The organism is Pseudomonas sp. GL-R-19 (genome assembly GCF_019956375.1).
Classification (GTDB): Bacteria; Pseudomonadota; Gammaproteobacteria; order Pseudomonadales; family Pseudomonadaceae; genus Aquipseudomonas.
This window is the reverse complement of the sequence record NZ_JAHBDJ010000014.1, coordinates 1-20302: the sequence shown is the minus strand read 5'-3', so window position 1 is coordinate 20302 and position 20302 is coordinate 1. Positions and strand designations below refer to the sequence as shown.

At 58.5% G+C, this 20302-nt stretch carries 20 protein-coding genes; 10 read left to right on the top strand and 10 right to left on the bottom strand.

Features of this window, described 5'->3' with window-relative positions:
• The first annotated feature begins 34 nt into the window (after positions 1-34).
• Entirely contained in the window at positions 35-1516 is a 1482-nt protein-coding gene (gene trpE / locus KGA83_RS09050; RefSeq protein WP_108216889.1) for an anthranilate synthase component I, read from the top strand.
• Between the two features lie 164 nt (positions 1517-1680).
• Here the strand turns inward: trpE and estP are convergent, their stop codons facing one another.
• Positions 1681-3591 carry an esterase EstP gene (gene estP, locus KGA83_RS09045; RefSeq protein ID WP_223529492.1) on the bottom strand — a complete coding sequence of 637 codons (1911 nt, stop codon included), beginning with the start codon at positions 3589-3591 and terminating at the stop codon, positions 1681-1683.
• A gap of 408 nt (positions 3592-3999) precedes the next feature.
• Between estP and KGA83_RS09040 the strand changes: the two genes are divergently transcribed.
• The 4 genes from KGA83_RS09040 to KGA83_RS09025 all read left to right on the top strand — a co-directional run bounded on the left by KGA83_RS09040 (position 4000) and on the right by KGA83_RS09025 (position 7346).
• The gene (locus KGA83_RS09040; RefSeq protein ID WP_108216887.1) at positions 4000-4593 is read left to right on the top strand and encodes an aminodeoxychorismate/anthranilate synthase component II; all 594 of its coding nucleotides are present in this window, start codon (positions 4000-4002) and stop codon (positions 4591-4593) included.
• 9 nt (positions 4594-4602) lie between these two features.
• Complete coding sequence (gene trpD / locus KGA83_RS09035) at positions 4603-5652, top strand: anthranilate phosphoribosyltransferase (protein ID WP_108216886.1); 1050 nt, start codon at positions 4603-4605, stop codon at positions 5650-5652.
• The gene (trpC, locus tag KGA83_RS09030; protein ID WP_108216885.1) at positions 5649-6485 is read left to right on the top strand and encodes an indole-3-glycerol phosphate synthase TrpC; all 837 of its coding nucleotides are present in this window, start codon (positions 5649-5651) and stop codon (positions 6483-6485) included. The genes trpD and trpC overlap by 4 nt, the downstream gene beginning before the upstream one ends.
• Positions 6486-6644: 159 nt before the next feature.
• Entirely contained in the window at positions 6645-7346 is a 702-nt protein-coding gene (locus KGA83_RS09025; protein WP_223529490.1) for a biotin/lipoate A/B protein ligase family protein, read from the top strand.
• Between the two features lie 10 nt (positions 7347-7356).
• Here the strand turns inward: KGA83_RS09025 and crp are convergent, their stop codons facing one another.
• A complete protein-coding gene (crp, locus tag KGA83_RS09020) occupies positions 7357-8001 on the bottom strand; it encodes a cAMP-activated global transcriptional regulator CRP (protein ID WP_108216883.1) in 645 nt (214 codons plus the stop codon).
• 229 nt (positions 8002-8230) lie between these two features.
• On the opposite strand from crp, the gene KGA83_RS09015 reads away from it, so the two are divergent.
• Together KGA83_RS09015 and speD are read left to right on the top strand one after the other, a co-directional pair.
• Complete coding sequence (locus KGA83_RS09015; protein WP_007994936.1) at positions 8231-8653, top strand: OsmC family protein; 423 nt, start codon at positions 8231-8233, stop codon at positions 8651-8653.
• A 239-nt stretch (positions 8654-8892) separates the two neighbouring features.
• Complete coding sequence (speD, locus tag KGA83_RS09010; protein WP_057396317.1) at positions 8893-9684, top strand: adenosylmethionine decarboxylase; 792 nt, start codon at positions 8893-8895, stop codon at positions 9682-9684.
• Positions 9685-9801: 117 nt separating this feature from the next.
• Here speD and coq7 read toward each other — a convergent pair whose 3' ends face one another.
• The 6 genes from coq7 to hemJ all read right to left on the bottom strand — a co-directional run bounded on the left by coq7 (position 9802) and on the right by hemJ (position 14371).
• Positions 9802-10449 (bottom strand): 2-polyprenyl-3-methyl-6-methoxy-1,4-benzoquinone monooxygenase, encoded by a 648-nt coding sequence (gene coq7 / locus KGA83_RS09005; RefSeq protein ID WP_096515638.1) that lies wholly within the window; start codon positions 10447-10449, stop codon positions 9802-9804.
• Positions 10450-10609: 160 nt separating this feature from the next.
• Complete coding sequence (locus tag KGA83_RS09000; RefSeq protein WP_007986008.1) at positions 10610-10948, bottom strand: histidine triad nucleotide-binding protein; 339 nt, start codon at positions 10946-10948, stop codon at positions 10610-10612.
• Between the two features lie 80 nt (positions 10949-11028).
• A complete protein-coding gene (locus KGA83_RS08995) occupies positions 11029-11817 on the bottom strand; it encodes an SDR family NAD(P)-dependent oxidoreductase (RefSeq protein ID WP_223529488.1) in 789 nt (262 codons plus the stop codon).
• Positions 11818-11878: 61 nt separating this feature from the next.
• The gene (locus tag KGA83_RS08990; RefSeq protein ID WP_108216881.1) at positions 11879-12844 is read right to left on the bottom strand and encodes a DUF805 domain-containing protein; all 966 of its coding nucleotides are present in this window, start codon (positions 12842-12844) and stop codon (positions 11879-11881) included.
• A 93-nt stretch (positions 12845-12937) separates the two neighbouring features.
• The gene (locus KGA83_RS08985; protein WP_108216880.1) at positions 12938-13906 is read right to left on the bottom strand and encodes an NAD(P)H-dependent flavin oxidoreductase; all 969 of its coding nucleotides are present in this window, start codon (positions 13904-13906) and stop codon (positions 12938-12940) included.
• A gap of 33 nt (positions 13907-13939) precedes the next feature.
• The gene (gene hemJ / locus KGA83_RS08980; protein ID WP_108216879.1) at positions 13940-14371 is read right to left on the bottom strand and encodes a protoporphyrinogen oxidase HemJ; all 432 of its coding nucleotides are present in this window, start codon (positions 14369-14371) and stop codon (positions 13940-13942) included.
• Between the two features lie 134 nt (positions 14372-14505).
• Here hemJ and argC point away from each other — a divergent pair, with 134 nt between their 5' ends.
• Complete coding sequence (gene argC, locus KGA83_RS08975) at positions 14506-15540, top strand: N-acetyl-gamma-glutamyl-phosphate reductase (protein ID WP_108216878.1); 1035 nt, start codon at positions 14506-14508, stop codon at positions 15538-15540.
• Between the two features lie 166 nt (positions 15541-15706).
• Positions 15707-16057 (top strand): iron-sulfur cluster insertion protein ErpA, encoded by a 351-nt coding sequence (erpA, locus tag KGA83_RS08970; protein WP_007906865.1) that lies wholly within the window; start codon positions 15707-15709, stop codon positions 16055-16057.
• Between the two features lie 68 nt (positions 16058-16125).
• Here erpA and KGA83_RS08965 read toward each other — a convergent pair whose 3' ends face one another.
• Together KGA83_RS08965 and KGA83_RS08960 are read right to left on the bottom strand one after the other, a co-directional pair.
• Positions 16126-17217: an anhydro-N-acetylmuramic acid kinase gene (locus KGA83_RS08965; RefSeq protein WP_108216877.1), complete on the bottom strand. Its 1092-nt coding sequence runs from the start codon at positions 17215-17217 to the stop codon at positions 16126-16128.
• A gap of 3 nt (positions 17218-17220) precedes the next feature.
• A complete protein-coding gene (locus KGA83_RS08960; protein WP_223529486.1) occupies positions 17221-18645 on the bottom strand; it encodes a peptidoglycan DD-metalloendopeptidase family protein in 1425 nt (474 codons plus the stop codon).
• Positions 18646-18856: 211 nt separating this feature from the next.
• On the opposite strand from KGA83_RS08960, the gene tyrS reads away from it, so the two are divergent.
• Complete coding sequence (gene tyrS, locus KGA83_RS08955) at positions 18857-20056, top strand: tyrosine--tRNA ligase (RefSeq protein WP_108216876.1); 1200 nt, start codon at positions 18857-18859, stop codon at positions 20054-20056.
• The last annotated feature ends 246 nt before the right edge of the window (positions 20057-20302 follow it).

Here is a 20302-nt window from a genome sequence, read left to right as displayed (position 1 = left end):
CTGACTGTTCGACCCTCAAGCCACGAGGCACCTCATGATCCGCGAAGAATTCCTGCGTTTGGCCGCTGCCGGCTACAACCGCATCCCGCTTGCCTGTGAAACCCTGGCCGACTTCGACACGCCGCTGTCGATCTACCTGAAACTGGCCGACGAGCCCAATTCCTACTTGCTGGAGTCCGTACAGGGCGGCGAGAAGTGGGGCCGTTACTCGATCATCGGCCTGCCGTGCCGCACCGTACTGCGGGTTCACGATCATCACGTCAGCGTGACCGTCGATGGAGTCGAGACCGAAAGCCACGACGTGGAAGACCCGCTGGCCTTCGTCGAAGCTTTCAAGGCTCGCTACAACGTGCCGACCATTGCCGGCCTGCCGCGTTTCAATGGCGGCCTGGTGGGTTACTTTGGTTATGACTGCGTGCGTTATGTGGAGAAGCGTCTGGGCAAGTGCCCGAACCCGGATCCGCTGGGCGTGCCTGACATTCTGCTGATGGTCTCCGACGCCGTGGTGGTGTTTGATAACCTGGCCGGCAAGATGCACGCAATCGTCCTGGCCGACCCGGCGCAGGAAGACGCCTTCGAACAAGGTCGCGCACGCCTGGAAGATCTGCTGGAAAAACTCCGTCAGCCGATCACCCCACGCCGTGGCCTGGACTTCAGCAAGCAACAATCGGCTGACCCGGTGTTCCGCTCCAGCTTCACCCAGGACGATTACGAAAAAGCCGTCGACACGATCAAGGAATACATCCTGGCCGGTGACTGCATGCAAGTCGTGCCGTCTCAGCGCATGTCGATCGACTTCAAGGCGGCGCCGATCGATCTGTATCGCGCGCTGCGCTGCTTCAACCCTACGCCTTACATGTACTTCTTCAACTTCGGCGACTTCCACGTCGTCGGCAGTTCGCCGGAAGTGCTGGTGCGGGTCGAAGATAACCTGATCACCGTGCGCCCGATTGCCGGCACCCGTCCGCGGGGCGCCAACGAAGAGGCTGACCTGGCGCTGGAAAAAGACCTGCTGTCCGACGACAAGGAAATCGCCGAACACTTGATGCTGATCGACCTCGGTCGCAACGACACCGGTCGCGTATCGGAAATCGGCTCGGTGAAACTCACCGAGAAAATGGTCATCGAGCGTTACTCCAACGTGATGCACATCGTGTCCAACGTCACCGGGCAACTGAAATCCGGGTTGACGGCCATGGATGCACTGCGAGCGATTCTGCCGGCGGGCACCTTGTCCGGCGCACCGAAGATTCGCGCGATGGAAATCATCGACGAACTGGAGCCGGTCAAGCGTGGCGTCTACGGCGGTGCGGTCGGTTACTTTGCCTGGAACGGCAACATGGACACCGCCATTGCGATCCGCACGGCGGTGATCAAGAACGGCGAACTGCACGTGCAGGCCGGTGGTGGCATCGTCGCCGACTCGGTGCCGGCGCTGGAATGGGAAGAAACCCTGAACAAGCGCCGCGCGATGTTCCGCGCCGTTGCCCTGGCGGAACAAACCCCGAATACCTGATCCACGCAAAACCTACTGTAGGAGCTAGCTTGCTAGCGAAGGAGTGTCAGCAACACAGTGTCGACTGACATACCTTCGCTAGCAAGCTAGCTCCTACAGGGGATTTGCGTACACCAAAAAAACGCGGCGCCTGTGAGGGCGCCGCGTTTTTTATTGGCTGCACATCAGAAGTCCAGCGCAACACCTACGTTGATGCCCTGTTGGGTGAAATCGTCGTCCTTGCGGATGTTGTAGCTGGCGCGCAATGCCAGGTCCTGGGTGAGGTTGTGGCTCACGCCCAGATTCACACGTTGCAAATGACTTTGCGGGGTGTAGCCTTCCAGCGTGAACTGGTTGTTTGGCAGGCTGTTGAGGTTGATGCTCACGTCCTGGGTATCATCGTTGTACTCACGTTCGACTGCTGCTTCGCCAAAAACCTGGGTTTGCGGGGTGATCTGGTATTTGCCCTGCAGGCCAGCGCCAAGACGCCGGGAAATACGCTCCTGATCGGCGAAGGTCAGTGCCGTGGAGTTGTTGCCGTCCTCCGAGTAACCGTCGACTTGCACCTTGGCGAAATCGGCGCTGACAAACGGCGACAGGTGCCAGGGGCTGCTGGCTTGTTGCGCAATGTCGTAACCCAGGCGAGCGCTGAAGGCCTCGACGTAGCCGCTGGTATCGCCTTTTTCGCTGCGTTCGTTGGCGCCCAACTGGAATTTACGCTTGAGGCTGTCGTAATCCAGATGCCCGGCCGTCAACGCCGCGTCGGCCCACACACGGTTTTGCTGGTACTGGGCGAATACCGTGCCCAGGTAAGTGTTGAGCTTGTAGTCGGAATCGTTGCTGCCGGCTTCGAGTTTCTGGTTATAGAAACCGGCCACCAAACCGACGCGCCATGCATCGTCAAGGCGATAGCTGCCACCGATGTTCAGGTTGGCTCCGTTGCCGTCGGCGCTTGCCACGCTGTCCTGACCGTCAAAGTCCTGATGCTGTCCGCCGCCGGAAACAATGGCTCGCCATTGGCCGACACCTTGCCAGTTTTCCCAATCGGCCAGCCACTGGTTGCGCAATTCATCCTGATGCGCGCGCACGGTGCCTTGGGCCATTTCCGGCAGTAATGTCAGCTCCCACGGCGCTGCCAGCAGGGAATACGCGTAATCGGCAATCAGGCGCTGCCCGGCTTCGGTGGGATGCACGGAGTCGTTGTAGATCAGCTTGGTCGGGTCTGGTGTGGCGCTGTTGATGCCGTAACGGGTGTTTTCGGTGCAGCCGCTGCCGCTGAAGCATGTGGCGATGAGATTCTGGTCGGTGGCCAGGCCAAACTGCACCGGGTTGGCGAACGTCTCTTTGAGCAGTACCGGAATGTTGAGCGGGATAATTTCTGCATTGATGTTCTGCAGTCGACTTACCAGTTCAGTATTGAACTGGGCGCTGAGTTGGGACGTGAACGCTTGCAGCGGGGTGCCATTGAACGCCGGGGTAAAGCCGATATCGGGCAGCAACCAGACCATGACGTATTTGGCACCGGCGGTTTGCAGCGTCTGCACGCTGTCGGCCAGGCGGTCGGCGGCGGCACTGGCCTGTGGCAGGCTGGTGACGCGTCCTTGCAGGAAGTCGTTGCCGCCACCCGACAGGTAATACAGTGCGTTCGGGTCGGCACGGAAGTTATTGGATGGAAGATAGCCGGCCCGGGTGCGTTCGCCGGTGGCGGAGATGCTGGTAATCGAATCAAGAATCTGGTCGGTACGGTAGCCGCCTACAGCCCAGTTGTTACCATCAGGCAGGCCTTCGTTGGCGCGAACGGCTGAAGCAGAGGATGCCGTCTGGTCCGCTGAAAACCCCAGTTTTCCGCCCAGAATCTGTGTGGAGTTGAGCGAGCGGACTTCGCCGCTGCCATCCAGGTACACCGGCCCCGTCCGGTTGGTGAAGCGCTGTGTCGCCCCGGCTGGCCCGCCCGTGTCGGCAAAGGTCCCTGCATCGTTGAGGCTGTCCCCGAAGACAACGAAATTTGTATAAGGATTGGGTGCGGCGTTCGCCTGGGCGCATGCGATCGCGAGCAAGCATCCTGCGAGCGGTACAAACAACGACTGTTTGATCATGAGCAAGTCCGTTTATTTATTGTTTTAGTGAACGAAACGACAGTACCAAAAACTCCCGGCCTTTTGCCATCTGTCGCGAAGCCTTTGATAGTTTCGCGGGCAGTGCCCCCGGCGATATTGCGCGCTCTGCCCAGCTAAGTTACTGTGCCGGGACGTACGAACGAGACCTTCCCCGTGTTGATCATCAGTAAACTCCTGGATCAAGTCATCAAGGCACACGCCCGCTGGCGTTGGCGCGCCTGAATTCTTTTGCCGGCCTCGCCGGACCTGTATCGCTTTGCCTTCTTTACCTGTTTGAAATGCCGCTTTGCTGGCGCTACTCCGGCACCTGACAAAGCGCAGCGCTCTGCGGGTAAATCATTCGAAGGCCATCTTTAAAGTCAGTGAATTCAAGAGGTTCTATACGCCATGTTGCTGATGATCGATAACTACGACTCCTTTACCTACAACGTTGTGCAGTACCTGGGCGAGCTCGGCTCCCTGGTCAAAGTCGTGCGCAACGATGAACTGACCATCGCTGAAATCGAAGCCCTCAACCCAGAGCGCATTGTTGTGTCCCCCGGTCCTTGCACCCCGACCGAAGCCGGCATCTCGATTGAAGCGATCAAGCATTTCGCCGGCAAACTGCCGATTCTTGGCGTCTGCCTCGGTCACCAATCCATCGGCCAGGCCTTTGGCGGTGATGTGGTGCGCGCCCGCCAAGTGATGCACGGTAAGACTAGCCCGGTATTTCACGAGGACAAGGGTGTATTCGAAGGCTTGAATCGTCCGCTGACGGTGACCCGCTATCATTCATTGATCGTCAAGCGCGAAACCCTGCCCGATTGTCTGGAGCTGACCGCCTGGACCCAGCTCGAAGACGGCTCGGTCGACGAGATCATGGGCCTGCGTCACAAGACTCTGAACATCGAAGGCGTGCAGTTTCACCCTGAGTCGATCCTCACCGAACAGGGCCACGAACTGTTCGCCAACTTCCTCAAACAAACCGGCGGCACGCGCTAAGGACTTATCATGAACATCAAGACAGCCCTGGGCCGTATCGTCGATCACCTCGACCTCAGCACCGATGAAATGCGCGATGTCATGCGCGAAATCATGACCGGGCAATGCTCGGACGCGCAGATTGGCGCGTTCATGATGGCCATGCGCATGAAGAGCGAAAGCATCGACGAAATCGTCGGCGCGGTGTCGGTGATGCGTGAGCTGGCGGACAAGGTCGAGCTCAAGACCCTCGACGGTGTGGTCGATGTGGTGGGCACCGGCGGTGACGGTGCGAATATCTTCAACGTGTCGACCGCTGCTGCGTTCGTGGTTTCCGCTGCTGGCTGCACCGTGGCCAAGCATGGCAACCGTGCAGTCTCGGGCAAGAGCGGCAGTGCTGATCTGCTGGAGGCGGCCGGTATCTACCTGAACCTGACCCCAGTGCAAGTGGCGCGTTGCATTGACAACGTTGGTATTGGTTTCATGTTTGCCCAGACTCATCACTCTGCGATGAAATACGCCGCCAGCCCGCGCCGTGAACTGGGTCTGCGGACCTTGTTCAACATGCTCGGTCCGCTTACGAATCCGGCCGGTGTGAAGCATCAGGTGGTCGGCGTATTCACCCAGGCCCTGTGCCGGCCGTTGGCGGAAGTGCTGCAGCGTTTGGGCAGCAAGCACGTGCTGGTGGTGCATTCGAAGGATGGTCTGGACGAGTTCAGCCTGGCTGCGCCGACGTTTGTCGCTGAGCTGAAGAATGGCCAGATCACCGAGTATTGGGTCGAGCCGGAAGACCTTGGCATGAAGAGCCAGAGCCTGCATGGCCTGGCGGTGGATAGCCCGGCGGCGTCCCTGGAGCTGATTCGCGATGCCCTGGGCAAGCGCAAGACTGAGAACGGTCAGAAAGCGGCCGAGATGATCATGCTCAATGCCGGTGCCGCGCTGTACGCAGCCGACCATGCCAGCAGTTTGAAAGAGGGCGTTGCACTTGCGCACGATGCGCTGCACACCGGTCTAGCTCGAGAGAAGCTCGAGGAACTGGGTGCGTTCACCGCGGTATTCAAAGTGGAGAATGAGGGATGAGTGTACCGACGGTTCTGGAAAAGATTCTGGCGCGCAAAGTCGAGGAAGTCGCCGAGCGCAGCGCTCGCGTCAGCCTCGCTGAGCTGGAAAGCCTGGCCAAGACGGCCGATGCACCCCGTGGTTTTGCCAAGGCCTTGCTGGCTCAGGCCAAGCTGAAGCAACCGGCAGTCATTGCCGAAATCAAGAAAGCCTCGCCGAGCAAAGGTGTGATCCGCGAGAACTTCGTTCCCGCCGACATCGCCAGAAGCTACGAGAAGGGCGGCGCGACCTGTCTGTCGGTACTCACCGATATCGATTATTTCCAGGGCGCTGACGCCTACCTGCAGCAGGCCCGCGCGGCGTGCCAGCTGCCGGTGATCCGCAAGGACTTCATGATCGATCCGTACCAGATCGTCGAGGCCCGGGCCCTGGGTGCCGATTGTGTGCTGTTGATCGTTTCCGCGCTGGATGACGTGAAAATGGCCGAACTGGCAGCCGTGGCCAAAAGCGTCAACCTCGATGTTCTGGTGGAAGTCCACGACGGCGACGAGCTGGAGCGGGCCTTGAAAACCCTCGACACTCCGCTGGTTGGTGTGAACAACCGCAACCTGCATACCTTCGATGTCAGCCTGGAAACCACTCTCGACCTGTTGCCGCGTATTCCTCGCGATCGTCTGGTCATCACCGAGAGCGGCATTCTCAACCGCGCCGATGTCGAACTGATGGAAATCAGCGATGTCTACGCGTTCCTGGTCGGCGAAGCGTTCATGCGCGCCGAAAGCCCGGGTACCGAGTTGCAGCGTCTGTTTTTCCCTGAGCGCGGTGTGCCTGTCAGCGGCTCTACACTCGACTGATTATTTGCAGGCCGAATCGACCCCATCCGAGCAGGCTCGCTCCCACAAGGGATTGGCTAATGCCAAAGATCCAATGTGGGAGCGACGGTGCGGCGATCCGACCTGCTCGCGATGGCAGCATAAGATGCACCACAGACTGACCGTCCTATGGAAGACCTTATGATCTCACCTGTTTCCCTGACTATCGAAGCCGGCCTGCAAGCCGAACAGGATCTGTTGGCCTCGGTCTGTGCCGGCAACGCGGACTTCGGTCTGTTGTTCTGGCAACCGAGTGACCAGGCATTAGTGATGCCGCGTCGCTTGAATCGCTTGCCAGGCTTTGAATCCGCATGTGAAATCTCGGCAGCGGCAGGCTGGCCAGTGTTGTTGCGCGATACCGGCGGAGAGCCCGTTCCGCAATCCGACACCACGATCAACATCGCTCTGGTCTATGCACCGCCGCGCAGCGAAGGTGACCTTAACCGCATCGAATCCGGCTACCGGCGTCTATGCGATCCAATCTGTCGGTTGCTGGATGAGTTGGGTGGCACTTCGTCCCTGGGTGAAATCGAAGGCGCTTTCTGTGACGGTCGCTTCAACGTCAACCTCGATGGTCGCAAGATGGTCGGCACCGCCCAGCGCTGGCGCCAGAGTCAGGGTGGGCAGCGTCCGGTAGGACTGGTGCACGGAGCGATGCTGATCGATAACGAGCGAGCGTCAATGGTCGCCGCGGTCAATCGTTTCAACGAGGCCTGCGGTTTGGAACAACGAGTACGCGCCGAAAGCCACATCGCGCTGCATGAGAAGTTCGCCGCACCCGATGCACTGGCGCGCCTCGACGAACTCTACCGGCTGATGCTGGCGCAGATATTCAGCGGCTAGGTTTTCGAGCTTATCGCGTACCGAAAACCACCATGGTCTTGCCTTTGACGTTCACCAGTTCGCGTTCTTCCAGATCCTTGAGGACGCGACCGACCATCTCCCGGGAACAACCGACTATCCGCCCGATTTCCTGACGGGTCACCTTGATTTGCATGCCATCGGGGTGAGTCATGGCGTCTGGCTGTTTGCACAGCTCCAGCAGGCAGCGGGCAACGCGGCCGGTCACGTCAAAAAATGCCAGGTCACCGACCTTGCGCGTGGTGTTGCGCAGGCGCTGTGCGATTTGTCCGCTGAGGACGTAAAGAATTTCCGGATCCAGCAGGGATAACTCGCGGAATTTTGCGTAGCTGATTTCCGCGACTTCGCATTCAACCTTGGCCCGCACCCAGGCGCTGCGCTCCTGCTCCAGGCCGGCTTGCTCAAACAGGCCCAACTCGCCGAAAAAGTCTCCGGCGTTCAGATAGGAAATGATCATTTCCCGGCCGTCGTCATCTTCGATCAGGATGGTGACTGAGCCTTTGATGATGAAGAACAGCGTTTCCGAGCGGTCGCCGGCACAAATGATGCTGCTCTTGGCCTGATAACGGCGGCGCTGGCAATGCATCAACAGCTTGTCGAGGTTCTTGATCTTGGGGTTGGGGGCAATCGCAACCATGGTTGTATCCCGAAAAGACTGCACGGTGTGTTTGGTTTTTTATGAATAGCGAACGCTGGGGAAAAGCTGGCAATGCGCCATTGAATTGGCGTCAGCTTAACAGACACTTCCTGCAATATTCGAGCATTTACCTACAAGGCAGTGGGATATGTCCTAAGACGCCGGGCGCCGTCAATCACAGGGCCTGTGCTAAGCTGGCGACCCTTTTTTATACAGTGGAGTCTTGGCGATGAAGGCACGCATCCAATGGGCTGGCGAAGCCATGTTCCTCGGCGAATCCGGTAGCGGTCATGTCGTGGTCATGGACGGTCCGCCCGATGCCGGCGGACGTAACCTGGGTGTCCGGCCGATGGAAATGCTGCTGCTGGGTGTCGGCGGTTGCAGCAATTTCGATGTGGTCAGTATCCTCAAGAAGTCCCGCCAGGCGGTCGAAAGCTGTGAAGCTTTCCTTGAAGCCGAGCGTGCGACCGAAGATCCAAAGGTTTTCACCAGGATCCACATGCACTTCGTGGTCAAGGGCCGTGGGCTGAAAGAAGCCCAGGTCAAGCGCGCCATCGAATTGTCTGCCGAGAAGTATTGCTCGGCCTCGATCATGCTCGGCGCGGCAGGCGTGGCAATTACCCACGACTACGAGATCATCGAACTCGGTTGAATCGACATTCAACTATCATAAAAGCAGTGCAGACTCTGGCGAACACAAGCTGACGTCTGCATAATGCGCCACTTTTTTCAGGGTAGTGGCCCGTCAGCCGACAGGCCTCGCACCCGAGCAGACAACCAAAATCGCCATCGCGAAGAGGTGTTAACCGTCCTACGCAGGTGCGTTGTTCGCATTTGACGGGCATGCTTGATCACGCGGCCGGGCCGCAAACACATAGAGAGTTTTTAACGGTGAAAAGCAAACTCAAGCTCCACGGGTTCAATAACCTGACAAAGACCTTGAGCTTCAACATCTATGACATCTGCTACGCGGAAACCCCGCAAGACCAACAGGCTTACGTCGAGTACATCAATAAAGAGTACAACGCGAAACGCCTGACGCAGATCCTCACGGAAGTTGTCGATATCATTGGTGCCAACATCCTGAACATTGCCAGTCAGGACTATGAGCCGCAGGGCGCCAGCGTCACGATCCTGATCTCGGAAGAGCCGGTAACCCCGACCGACAGTCAGATCGAAGAATCCCCGGGCCCGCTGCCTGAAATCATTCTTGCTCACCTCGACAAGAGCCACATCACGGTGCACACCTACCCGGAAATCCATCCGGTCAGCGGTATTGCAACCTTCCGTGTGGACATCGACGTATCGACTTGCGGGGTCATTTCACCGCTTAAAGCGCTCAACTTCCTGATTCACCAGTTCGATTCGGACATCGTGACTGTGGATTACCGTGTGCGCGGCTTCACCCGTGACGTTGAAGGCAAAAAGCACTTCATCGACCATGAGATCAATTCGATCCAGAACTACCTCTCCGAAGACACTTACGACGCGTACCAGATGACCGACGTGAACGTGTACCAGGAAAACCTGTTCCACACCAAGATGCTGCTGAAGAACTTCGAACTGGATAACTACCTGTTCGGCGACGCCACCAGCAACTTGTCCTCTGAGCAACGCGCCCAGGTGACCGAGCGGGTGAAACACGAAATGCTCGAAATCTTCTACGCGCGCAATATGGCGTAAGATTCTCGGACACAAAAAAGGCGACTCCCTCACGGTAGTCGCCTTTTTTATTGCCGGAATGCATTCACTGTGGGCGTTGGCTTGCCCGCGAAGAGGCCCTGCCAGGCAACCGAAAGATCAGATCCGATAAGTACTCTTGGTCATCACCTTGGCCATCAGGCTCATCCCGAATTTCACCGGTGCCGGAAACCGGAAACCGCCAGCCTCCAGCGCACTTTCGGCATGCTGTTCTTCATCGATGCGCATCTGCTCAAGAATCGCCCGGGATTTTTCATCCTCGGCCGGCAATTGCTCCAGATGTTCGTTCAGGTGTTTGCACACCTGGTCTTCCGTTGCCGCCACGAACCCCAGGCTGACTTTATCGCTGATCAGGCCGGCCACCGCGCCAATCCCGAAAGACATGCCATAAAACAGCGGATTGAGGATGCTGGTGTGGCTACCCAGTTGATGGATGCGTTGTTCGCACCAGACCAGGTGATCGATCTCTTCTTCGGCGGCATGCTCCATCGCGGCACGCACTTGCGGCAGCTTGGCGGTCAGCGCTTGCCCCTGATACAGCGCCTGGGCGCAGACTTCGCCGGTGTGGTTGATGCGCATCAGGCCGGCAACATGGCGCGTGTCTTCATCGCTCATTTTCGCATCCGGCTGCACGATGGCGGGCGACGGACGGTACGGCTGGCCGCTGAAGGGCAGCAAGGTGCGCATCGCGGCATCGGCTTGCAGCAGAAGGCGGTCGATTGGCGAGTAGTGACGTTGGGTAGTCATGCTGACCTCCGGAAGAATCTCGGCGGCCAGTTTAACCCAATCGGCCAGGGAAGGTTTGCGCTGGGTCAAGATCAAAAGATCGCAGCCTTCGGCAGCTCCTACAGAGGTTCGCGATACACATAGGAGCTGCCGAAGGCTGCGATCTTTTGAGAACCTATGCTCAGCCCGGCGGCCAGTGCATCTGGCGCTGACCCAGCACGTGCATATGAATGTGATAGACGGTTTGCCCGCCTTCTTCATTGCAGTTCATGACGACGCGGAAACCTTTTTCGCAGCCCAGTTCCAGAGCCAGACGCTGCGCGGTGAACAGAATATGCCCGGCCAGCGCCTTGTCGTCCTCGGTCAGGTCGTTCAAGGTGCGAACCGGTTTCTTCGGGACCACCAGAAAATGTACCGGTGCCTGTGGGGCAATGTCGTGGAAGGCCAGTACCTGGTCGTCCTCGTAAATGATCTTCGCCGGGATTTCCCGGTTGATAATCTTGGTGAACAGAGTATCCACAGCTGTTTTCTCCGATGTTTGGGCTGGGCTGAGTGTACTCATGGCGTATGCCTGCGCCCAGCCTTTTACCTTGAGTTGGATCAGCGCGGGCAGTACGCCTTGTTGATCATGCCGGCGATGGTGCGAGTCAGCCAGCGCGAGCCGAGCCGCGGCAGGAAGGCGAACCAGCGGTTGCGCCGCCCGGGAATAATGATCGCTTTATTCTTTTCCAGTGCGCGCACGGTGTAGAGCGCCACTTCCTCGGAGCTCATCAGCAGTTTGCTGTTGGCCAGTTTGTCGCTATCGAGTTGTGCGGTACGGAAAAACGCCGTGCGGGTCGGTCCGGGGCAGAGCACCGAAACCTTGATCGCACACTTTTTCAGCTCGACGCGCAATCCTTCGGAAAAGTGCAGCACATACGCCTTGCTGGCGTAATAGGTGCTCATCCACGGCCCCGGCTGAAACGCTGCCACCGAGGCCACATTCAGAATCTGCCCGCCGCCTTGCAGGGCCATGCTGTTGCCGATGGCGTGGCACAGGCGGGTAAGGGCGAGGATGTTCACTTCAATCAGGTCTTGCTCGGTCATCCAGTCCTGGGCCAGAAACGGGCCGCAGGTGCCGATACCGGCGCAGTTGACCAGCAGATCGATCTGCCTGTCGCCTTCTTCCAGCTCCAGCAGGAACCCGGACAAGCGTAGCGGTTCGCCCAGGTCACAGGCACGGAACAACACTTCCACGCCGAACCTTTGGGTCAGTTCAATCGCAATACTTTCCAGCTGATCACGTTGGCGGGCCACCAGAATCAGGCTGCGGCCGCGCCGGGCCAGCGCTTCGGCCATTGCCAGGCCGATGCCGCTGGAGGCGCCAGTGATCAGAGCGTAACGGGTCATGCAGTTCTCCATCGCAACAGCTCCGCGCCGCGACGCAGGTGTCACGGGCCAGGAGCGCTGTTCATTCTTTCGCAGAGTCTACAGGGGGCTGGGCCTCTTCGGCTGCATCGTTGGTGGAATTTGGCACCGGTTCGACCTCGACGTCGATTTCATCGGTGGTGACCGAACTGCTTTCGTAGCTGCTCTGCGCGGCGTTTTCGTATCCTTCCCGTATCGCCGTGAGACCACCGGCCAGCGAGCCGAACAGAACCAGCGCGATAACGATCAGCCACAGCGAAGACAATACCTTGACCGCGGTACTGTTCGGCGGAGGCGGCGGGCCGTAGCGGTTGGCAGTGTCGTTGCCCGGTACGACCATGATCACGAACGGAAAGAAACTGCCAACAAATGGCACCAGGTTCAGCAGCCACAGCCAGCCGGACCAGCCGACATCGTGCAAGCGTTGAACGGTGATCTGGATGCTGACGAATACAAATCCGGCGAAGAGGATCAAGGCCAGCAAGCTGCCCAATATCAGGCCGGCGGTCGAATTCGCGCCGATGAGAGCCAAGGCGACTAAGGCAAACACCCCGCAAACGGCCAGGAGCACAGTTGACAGCACCAGCGTCCAGGCGAGGTAACGCAAGCGCCCGATACGGCCATCGAAACTGAATGGCTTGAGCGTGGCGAATTCCGCCACGGCTTCGCCGACGGGGGCGCGAGGCGGCGCGTAAGGGAACTGCGGATCTGCCTGGGCAGCCTGGCTACTGGCCGAGGTGTGGTCGTGAACGTCGGCGAGGTTCAGCACGATCGGCGTCTCGGCTTCGATGCGGGCGTCGATACCGGTTTTGCTCAGCGCCTGGAGATAGGTCTGGGCATCGGCTTGCGACAGGTTGCGTTTGAGCGCTACCGGACGCCCGGTGAACAGGCGCTCGATGGCCGTGACATCGCTTTTGAACAACTCAGCGAGATTGAGCTTTGCCGTGGTGATGTCGACACCGGGCAGCAAGGCGCCCTCGAATACGATCTTGAAATGATTTTCGCCCATGTGCGAAGCATCCTTGTCGCGAGAGGTTGAAAGAAGAATGTTGTGCCCGGGCGAGAGTAAGGCCAGCCGGGCAAGACTGGCCAAGGTTTGCTGTCAGCTCGGCCAGCGTTTGGTCAACTGGGCAGCCTGTTCCAGGGCTTTGCGGTACTCCGAGTCGAGACGTGCAATCAACTGCTCGACGCTCGGCAAGTCCTCGATTTCTCCCACTCCCTGGCCTGCAGACCAAACGGTTTTCCAGGCTTTGGCCTCATCGCTCACGGGTTTTAGCTTGGAGCCGAAGTTGATCTCGCCCTTGCCTTGCAAGGCGGCCATGTCGAAACCGGCTGCTTCCAGACTCTGGCGCATGAAGCTCGCGGGGACACCTGATACGGCTGGAGTATGGATGATGTCTGCCGCTTTGGATGTCAGCAGCATTTCTTTGTAGGCGTCAGGTGCGTGACTTTCGGTTGTGCCGATAAATCGTGTACCAAAGTAGGCCAAATCCGCGCCGAGCAGTTGGGCGGCAAGAATTTCGTGGCCGTGGTTCAAGCAGCCGGCCAGCAACAAGGTCTTGTCGAAAAACTGGCGGATTTCGGCAATCAGCGAGAACGGGCTCCAGGTCCCTGCGTGGCCACCGGCCCCGGCAGCCACAGCGATCAAACCATCCACGCCGGCTTCGGCCGCTTTCTCGGCATGACGACGAGTTGTCACGTCATGGAACACCAGGCCGCCGTAGCTGTGCACCGCGTCGACCAGTTCTTTTACGGCACCGAGGCTGGTGATCACGATCGGTACTTTGTGTTCGACGCAGATCTGTAGATCCGCCTGTAAACGAGGATTGCTGTTATGGACGATCAGGTTTACGGCATAAGGCGCGGGGTTTTCCAGTGTCGCCAGCCCGGCTTCGATTTCTTCCAGCCAGGCCTTGAAACCGCTGCTTTCGCGCTGGTTCAGCGCCGGGAAGCTGCCGACCACGCCCTGGCGACAACAGGCGAGTACCAATTGCGGATTGGAAATCAGGAACATCGGCGCCACCACCACGGGCAGACGCAAACGTTGTTCAAGCAGAGCGGGCAGCGACATTGGAAGTACCCCGGTGAGTTGTGCCTGTTGGATTTAGAACGGTCGAACGACGACCAGAATTACGATAGCCAGCAATATCAGAACCGGCACTTCATTGAACCAGCGATAAAAGACATGGCTGCGGGTGTTCTCGCCACGGGCAAAACGTTTTACCTGCGCGCCACACATGTGGTGGTAGCCGATCAGAATCACCACCAGTGTCAGCTTGGCGTGCATCCAGCCACCCTGAGTGAAGTAGGCGCTGGGGTTGAGGCTGATCAACCAGCCGCCGAAGATCAGCGTAGCGATCATTGCTGGCCCCATGATGCCGCGGTACAGCTTGCGTTCCATGACGCTGAAGCGTTCCTTGCTGATCGTGTCTTCACTTTGTGCGTGATAAACGAACAGTCGTGGCAGGTAGAACAGGCCGGCAAACCAGCACACGACGCTGATGATGTGAAGCGCTTTGAGCCACAGATAGAGCATTTTTAGTTATTCCCCAATTCACGGTACTGGGAATATAGAGGCTTGAGCGTCCGCACGTCACCTTGGCGGTTGTCGCAGGCGCGCGCGGCCCCTATTATCGACGGCTTTCCAGTGGGTTCGTTGAGGGCAGGTTTATGGTCAAGGTCGGTATCGTCGGCGGCACGGGTTACACCGGTGTCGAACTGCTGCGTCTGTTGGCGCAACATCCGCAGGCTGAGGTGGTTGTCATCACTTCCCGATCCGAGGCTGGCCTGGCCGTGGCCGACATGTACCCGAACCTGCGAGGGCACTACGACGGCCTGGCGTTCAGCGTTCCGGACATCAAGACCCTGGGTGCCTGCGATGTGGTGTTCTTCGCCACACCGCACGGTGTTGCCCATGCCCTGGCGGGCGAACTGCTGGCGGCCGGGACCAAGGTCATCGACCTGTCGGCCGACTTCCGATTGCAAGACGCGGATGAATGGGCCAAGTGGTACGGTCAGCCGCACGGTGCACCGCAGTTGCTGGATGAGGCGGTCTATGGCTTGCCGGAAGTCAATCGCGAGCAGATCAAGAAAGCGCGACTGATTGCCGTGCCGGGCTGCTACCCGACTGCAACGCAATTGGGTTTCCTGCCATTGCTCGAAGCCGGCCTTGCCGATACTGCGCATCTGATTGCTGACTGCAAATCCGGTGTCAGCGGCGCCGGTCGTGGTGCTTCCGTAGGCTCGCTGTACTCCGAGACATCGGAAAGCATGAAGGCCTATGCGGTCAAAGGGCACCGTCATTTGCCGGAAATCCGCCAGGGCCTGCGTCGTGCAGCAGGCAAGGACGTCGGCCTGACCTTCGTTCCGCACCTGACTCCGATGATTCGTGGCATTCATTCCACGCTCTATGCAACCGTTGTTGATCGCTCGGTGGATCTGCAGGCGCTGTTTGAAAAGCGTTATGCCAACGAACCGTTCGTCGATGTGATGCCTGCCGGCAGCCACCCGGAGACGCGTAGCGTGCGTGGTGCCAATGTTTGCCGTATCGCGGTGCATCGTCCGCAAGACGGCGACCTGGTGGTTGTGTTGTCGGTGATCGACAACCTGGTCAAGGGAGCGTCGGGTCAGGCCGTGCAGAACATGAACATTCTGTTCGGGCTGGATGAGCGTCTGGGCCTGTCCCACGCAGGCATGCTGCCGTAAGGTTTATCGCGTACAGCAAAAGGCCCGTCTGACGGGCCTTTTTGCATTTCGGGCCGGCGATTGGAGTGGTTGATATACCATAACAATAGTTGACCGCTTTTCTAGGAGAAGCGGATAATGCGCGTCATCACGCAATATGACGGCGTTACGCCGGGAGATAGTCAGCATGAGCGTCGAATCCTTCACCCCCACGGCTTTGCAATTCACCCACGGTGCCGCGCACAAGGTGAAGAGCCTGGTCGATGAAGAGGGGAATGATCGCTTGAAGCTGCGCGTATTCGTTACGGGCGGCGGTTGTTCAGGTTTTCAGTACGGCTTCACCTTCGATGAAGAAGTGGCCGATGACGACACCATCGTCGAGCGCGAAGGTGTGAGTCTGGTGGTCGATCCGATGAGCTTCCAGTACCTGGCGGGTGCCGAGGTGGACTACCAGGAAGGTCTGGAAGGTTCGCGTTTCGTCATCAAGAACCCGAATGCGACCACCACCTGTGGCTGCGGTTCTTCGTTTTCGATCTGATCAGCGCACCTGTTTCACAGAACGCCGCACGACCCCAGGGTCTTGCGGCGTTTTGCTGTGTGGAGGATTTATGCGGGGTAGATGGCGCCCAGTACGCGCAAGCCGCGGGCACCGGTAACGCTCGGACGGTTGGCTGCGATGCCTTCGAGGCAGCAATGAGCCAGCCACGCGAAGGCCATGGCTTCGACCCAGTCGGGGTCTACGCCGTAAGTGGCAGTGCTGCTGACACTGGCGTTTGGCAGTAGGCTTGCCAGGCGGTTCATCAACGCGGTGTTGTGGGCGCCACCGCCGCAGACCAGTAGTTCCTGCGTGTCTGCCTGGGCGCTTTGCAGTGATTCGATGATGGTCAGCGCGGTCAGCTCAAGCAGCGTCGCCTGAACATCTTCGGCGGCGTAGGCTGGCAGTTGTGCCAGGTGCTGTGTCAGCCAAGGCAGGTTGAATACTTCCCGTCCGGTACTCTTCGGGCCTTTGGTTACGAAGAACGGATCGCTGAGCAGCTCATTCAATAGAGCCGGTTCAACCTTGCCGCTGGCGGCCCATTGGCCGTCGCGGTCATAGTTGTCGCCACGTTGCTGATGAATCCAGGCGTCCAGCAGGACATTGCCCGGGCCGCAGTCGAAACCGGCAACAGGCTTACCGGGTTCGATCAGGCTCAGGTTGCTGAATCCACCGATGTTCAGCACGGCACGATTGCCGGGACGCTCTTCAAACAAGGCTTCGTGAAAGGCGGGAACCAGCGGTGCGCCTTGTCCGCCGGCAGCGACGTCGCGGCTGCGGAAGTCGCTGACCACGGTGATGCCGGTCAGCTCCGCCAGCAGGGCCGGGTTGCCAATCTGCACGGTAAAACCGCGTGCCGGTTCGTGGCGGATGGTCTGGCCATGGCTGCCAATCGCACGAATGTCGTCAGGCTTCAGTTGCTGCTGAGCGAGAAGGGCATGAATCCCTTGGGCTGCCAGTTTCACCCAGCTCTGCTGGGCGATGGCGGAGCGGGCAATTTCGTCCGGGCCGCTGGCGCACAAGCCGAGCAGCTCGGCGCGCAGGGGATCGGGCATCGGGATGTAGTGGGAGGCGATCAGTCGGATCGCCGGGGCTTGCTCGATCAGTGCGATGTCCAGGCCATCAAGGCTGGTTCCGGACATCACACCTATATAGAACGCCATGACTTAGCGCTTGCTCGAAGCCAGCAGAGTGGCTTTTTCCTGTTCCATGCGCGCCATCAGTGGCTGGCTTTGGGCGAGGAAGCGTGGGCGTTCCGCCTTGGCAATCGGATCGGCCATTGGCAGTTTCTGGCCCAACGGGTCGACGTGCACACCATTGACCTGGAACTCATAGTGCAGGTGCGGCCCGGTGGAGAGACCGGTGGTGCCGATATAGCCAATCACCTGGCCCTGTTTCACCGTGCCGCCAGTCTTCACGCCTTTGGCGAAGCCTTGCATGTGGCCATAGAGCGTAGTGTAGGTATTGCCGTGCTGGAGGACCACGGTATTGCCGTAGCCACCACGGCGACCGGCCAGCAAGACCTTGCCATCACCGGCTGCCTTGATCGGCGTGCCGCGCGGTGCTGCGTAGTCGACGCCTTTATGGGCGCGGATCTTGTTCAGGATCGGGTGTTTGCGGCCCATGGAAAATTTCGAGCTGATACGGGCGAAGTCCACCGGTGTGCGGATGAACGCCTTGCGCATGCTGTTGCCGTCAGCGGTGTAGTAGCTGCTGTTGCCTTGTTTGTTGGTGTAGCGCACGGCGGTGTAGGTCTTGCCGCGGTTGGTGAAACGCGCCGACAGGATCGGGCCAGTGCCGACGGCCTTGCCGTTGACCACCTTCTGCTCGTAGATCACGTCGAACTCGTCGCCCTGGCGAATATCCTGGGCGAAGTCCACGTCGTAGCCAAACACACTGGCCATGTCCATGGTCAGGCTGTGAGACAGGCCCGCTCGGGCCGCGGACTGCGACAGTGAGCTGTTGATCACGCCATGGACGTAAGCCGAGCGCACGGTCGGTTTGGCGGTAATGCGATTGAAGGTGTAGCCCTTGTCGTTCCTGGTCAGGCTGATGCTTTCGAGATCGTTGAGCTTGCTGTGCAGGTTGGTCAACTGGCCGTCAGGACTCAGTTCGAATTCGAGTTTTTGCCCGTGCTTGAGCTGGCTGAACTGCTTGGCCTGCTTGTCGCTGGCCAGTATTTCACGCACCGAGGTGGCTGGGAGGCCGACCTTCTCGAACAGTGTAGAGAGGGTGTCACCCTTGGTGACGATCACTTCCCTGTGGCTGGCCGGCTTCTTTTCTTCGACGACCGGCGCAGGTGCAGGTTCGGCTTGAGCGGTTTCCTGGGTGTCTTCGGCGCTGTTGTCGATCTGCGCGAAGGGGGAGGTTGCTGGTTCATTTGTGGCTTGAACGGCGTCAGCAGCGTCTTGATCTTGTGTCAGTTGTTCAGCAGGACTTTCCAGTTCAAGACTCAGGGTTGTCTTTTTGGCTTCGACATCGCTGGAAGGGAATACCAGAAGCGCCAGGCTGAGAAGGGCGGCGATGCCACTTGCGGCAAGCAAGTGGGTCTTCGGGTAAAGCGGCGGCGCTTTAGACGATTCTGTGGTCATAAGTGGTTTTGACTTTGAAAAAGATGAATTGGAAAAGATGAATGACATGATGAAGATGAAATAACTGTATAAAATATAACCAAATCATCTCTGAAGCAAGTCCGCAGGCACTCTGTCTGCGGATTGGCGTCCGTGCGCCGGGCAAACCTTGTATTTGACGCGCGATCTTGTATGGTTGGTTCCCTTTGAATCTGAGCCTTGCGGGTCTGTTATGAAGTCGGTTGAAGAGCAGCTAGCGCTGATCAAACGTGGTGCGGAAGAACTGTTGGTCGAGTCCGAGCTGATTGAAAAGCTCAAGCGTGGCCAACCGCTACGTATTAAGGCGGGCTTCGATCCAACGGCTCCGGATCTGCACTTGGGTCACACCGTGCTTATCAATAAGCTGCGCCAGTTCCAGGAGCTGGGGCATCAGGTGATCTTCCTTATAGGCGACTTCACCGGGATGATCGGCGATCCGAGCGGTAAGAGTGCCACGCGCCCGCCGCTCACTCGTGAGCAGGTCCTCGAGAATGCCGAGACCTACAAGACTCAGGTCTTCAAGATTCTGGACCCGGCAAAGACCGAAGTGGCATTCAACTCCACCTGGATGGATCAGATGGGGCCGGCCGACTTCATTCGCCTGACTTCGCAGTACACCGTGGCTCGCATGCTCGAGCGCGATGACTTCGACAAGCGCTACACAACCAATCAGCCAATCGCCATTCATGAGTTCCTTTATCCGCTGGTTCAGGGTTACGACTCGGTAGCTCTGCGCGCAGATGTCGAGCTCGGTGGTACTGATCAGAAGTTCAACTTGCTGATGGGGCGTGAGCTGCAGCGTGGTTATGGTCAGGAAGCCCAGTGCATTTTGACCATGCCGCTGCTTGAAGGTCTGGACGGCGTTAAGAAAATGTCCAAATCCCTGGGCAACTACGTCGGTATCCAGGAAGCGCCGGGTGTGATGTACGGCAAGCTGGTTTCCATTCCGGATGTGCTGATGTGGCGCTACTTCGAGTTGCTCAGCTTCCGCTCCATGGATGAGATCAATGCGTTCCGCGCTGATGTAGAGGCGGGTGCCAATCCGCGCGATATCAAGATCAAGCTGGCTGAAGAGATCGTTGCGCGTTTCCATGGTGAGGAGGCTGCGGCCAGTGCTCATCGTGCTGCCGGTAACCGCATGAAAGATGGCGAGCTGCCGGAAGATCTGCCGGAAATCGAATTGACTGCTGTCGAGGATATGCCGATCGCTGCTGTCCTTAATAAAGCAGGGCTGGTTAAGAACTCGGCGGTGGCGCGGGATCTCCTGGGTTCCGGTGGTGTGCGTATAGACGGTGAGGTTGTCGATCGCACCTTTATATATGCACTGGGCGCGACCCATGTTTGCCAGGCCGGGAAGAAGGCATTTGCGCGTATTACGCTCAAATCCGAATAAGGCTGAAATAAAGGGTTGACGGCGAATTTTAGAAGCCTATAATTCGCCCCACTTCCGGCGCAGTCGAAACGGAAAACTCCTTGGTAAACAAAGAGTTACGCAGTTTTCGGCAGCAGGTTGCTTCAGGTCATCGAAGCCAAAAGGGAGTTGAAAAAGAGGTGTTGACAGCAGCGTGTAACGCTGTAGAATTCGCCTCCCGCTGACGAGAGATCTGAAGCGCAAGTGGTTGAAGTTGAAAAGGAAACT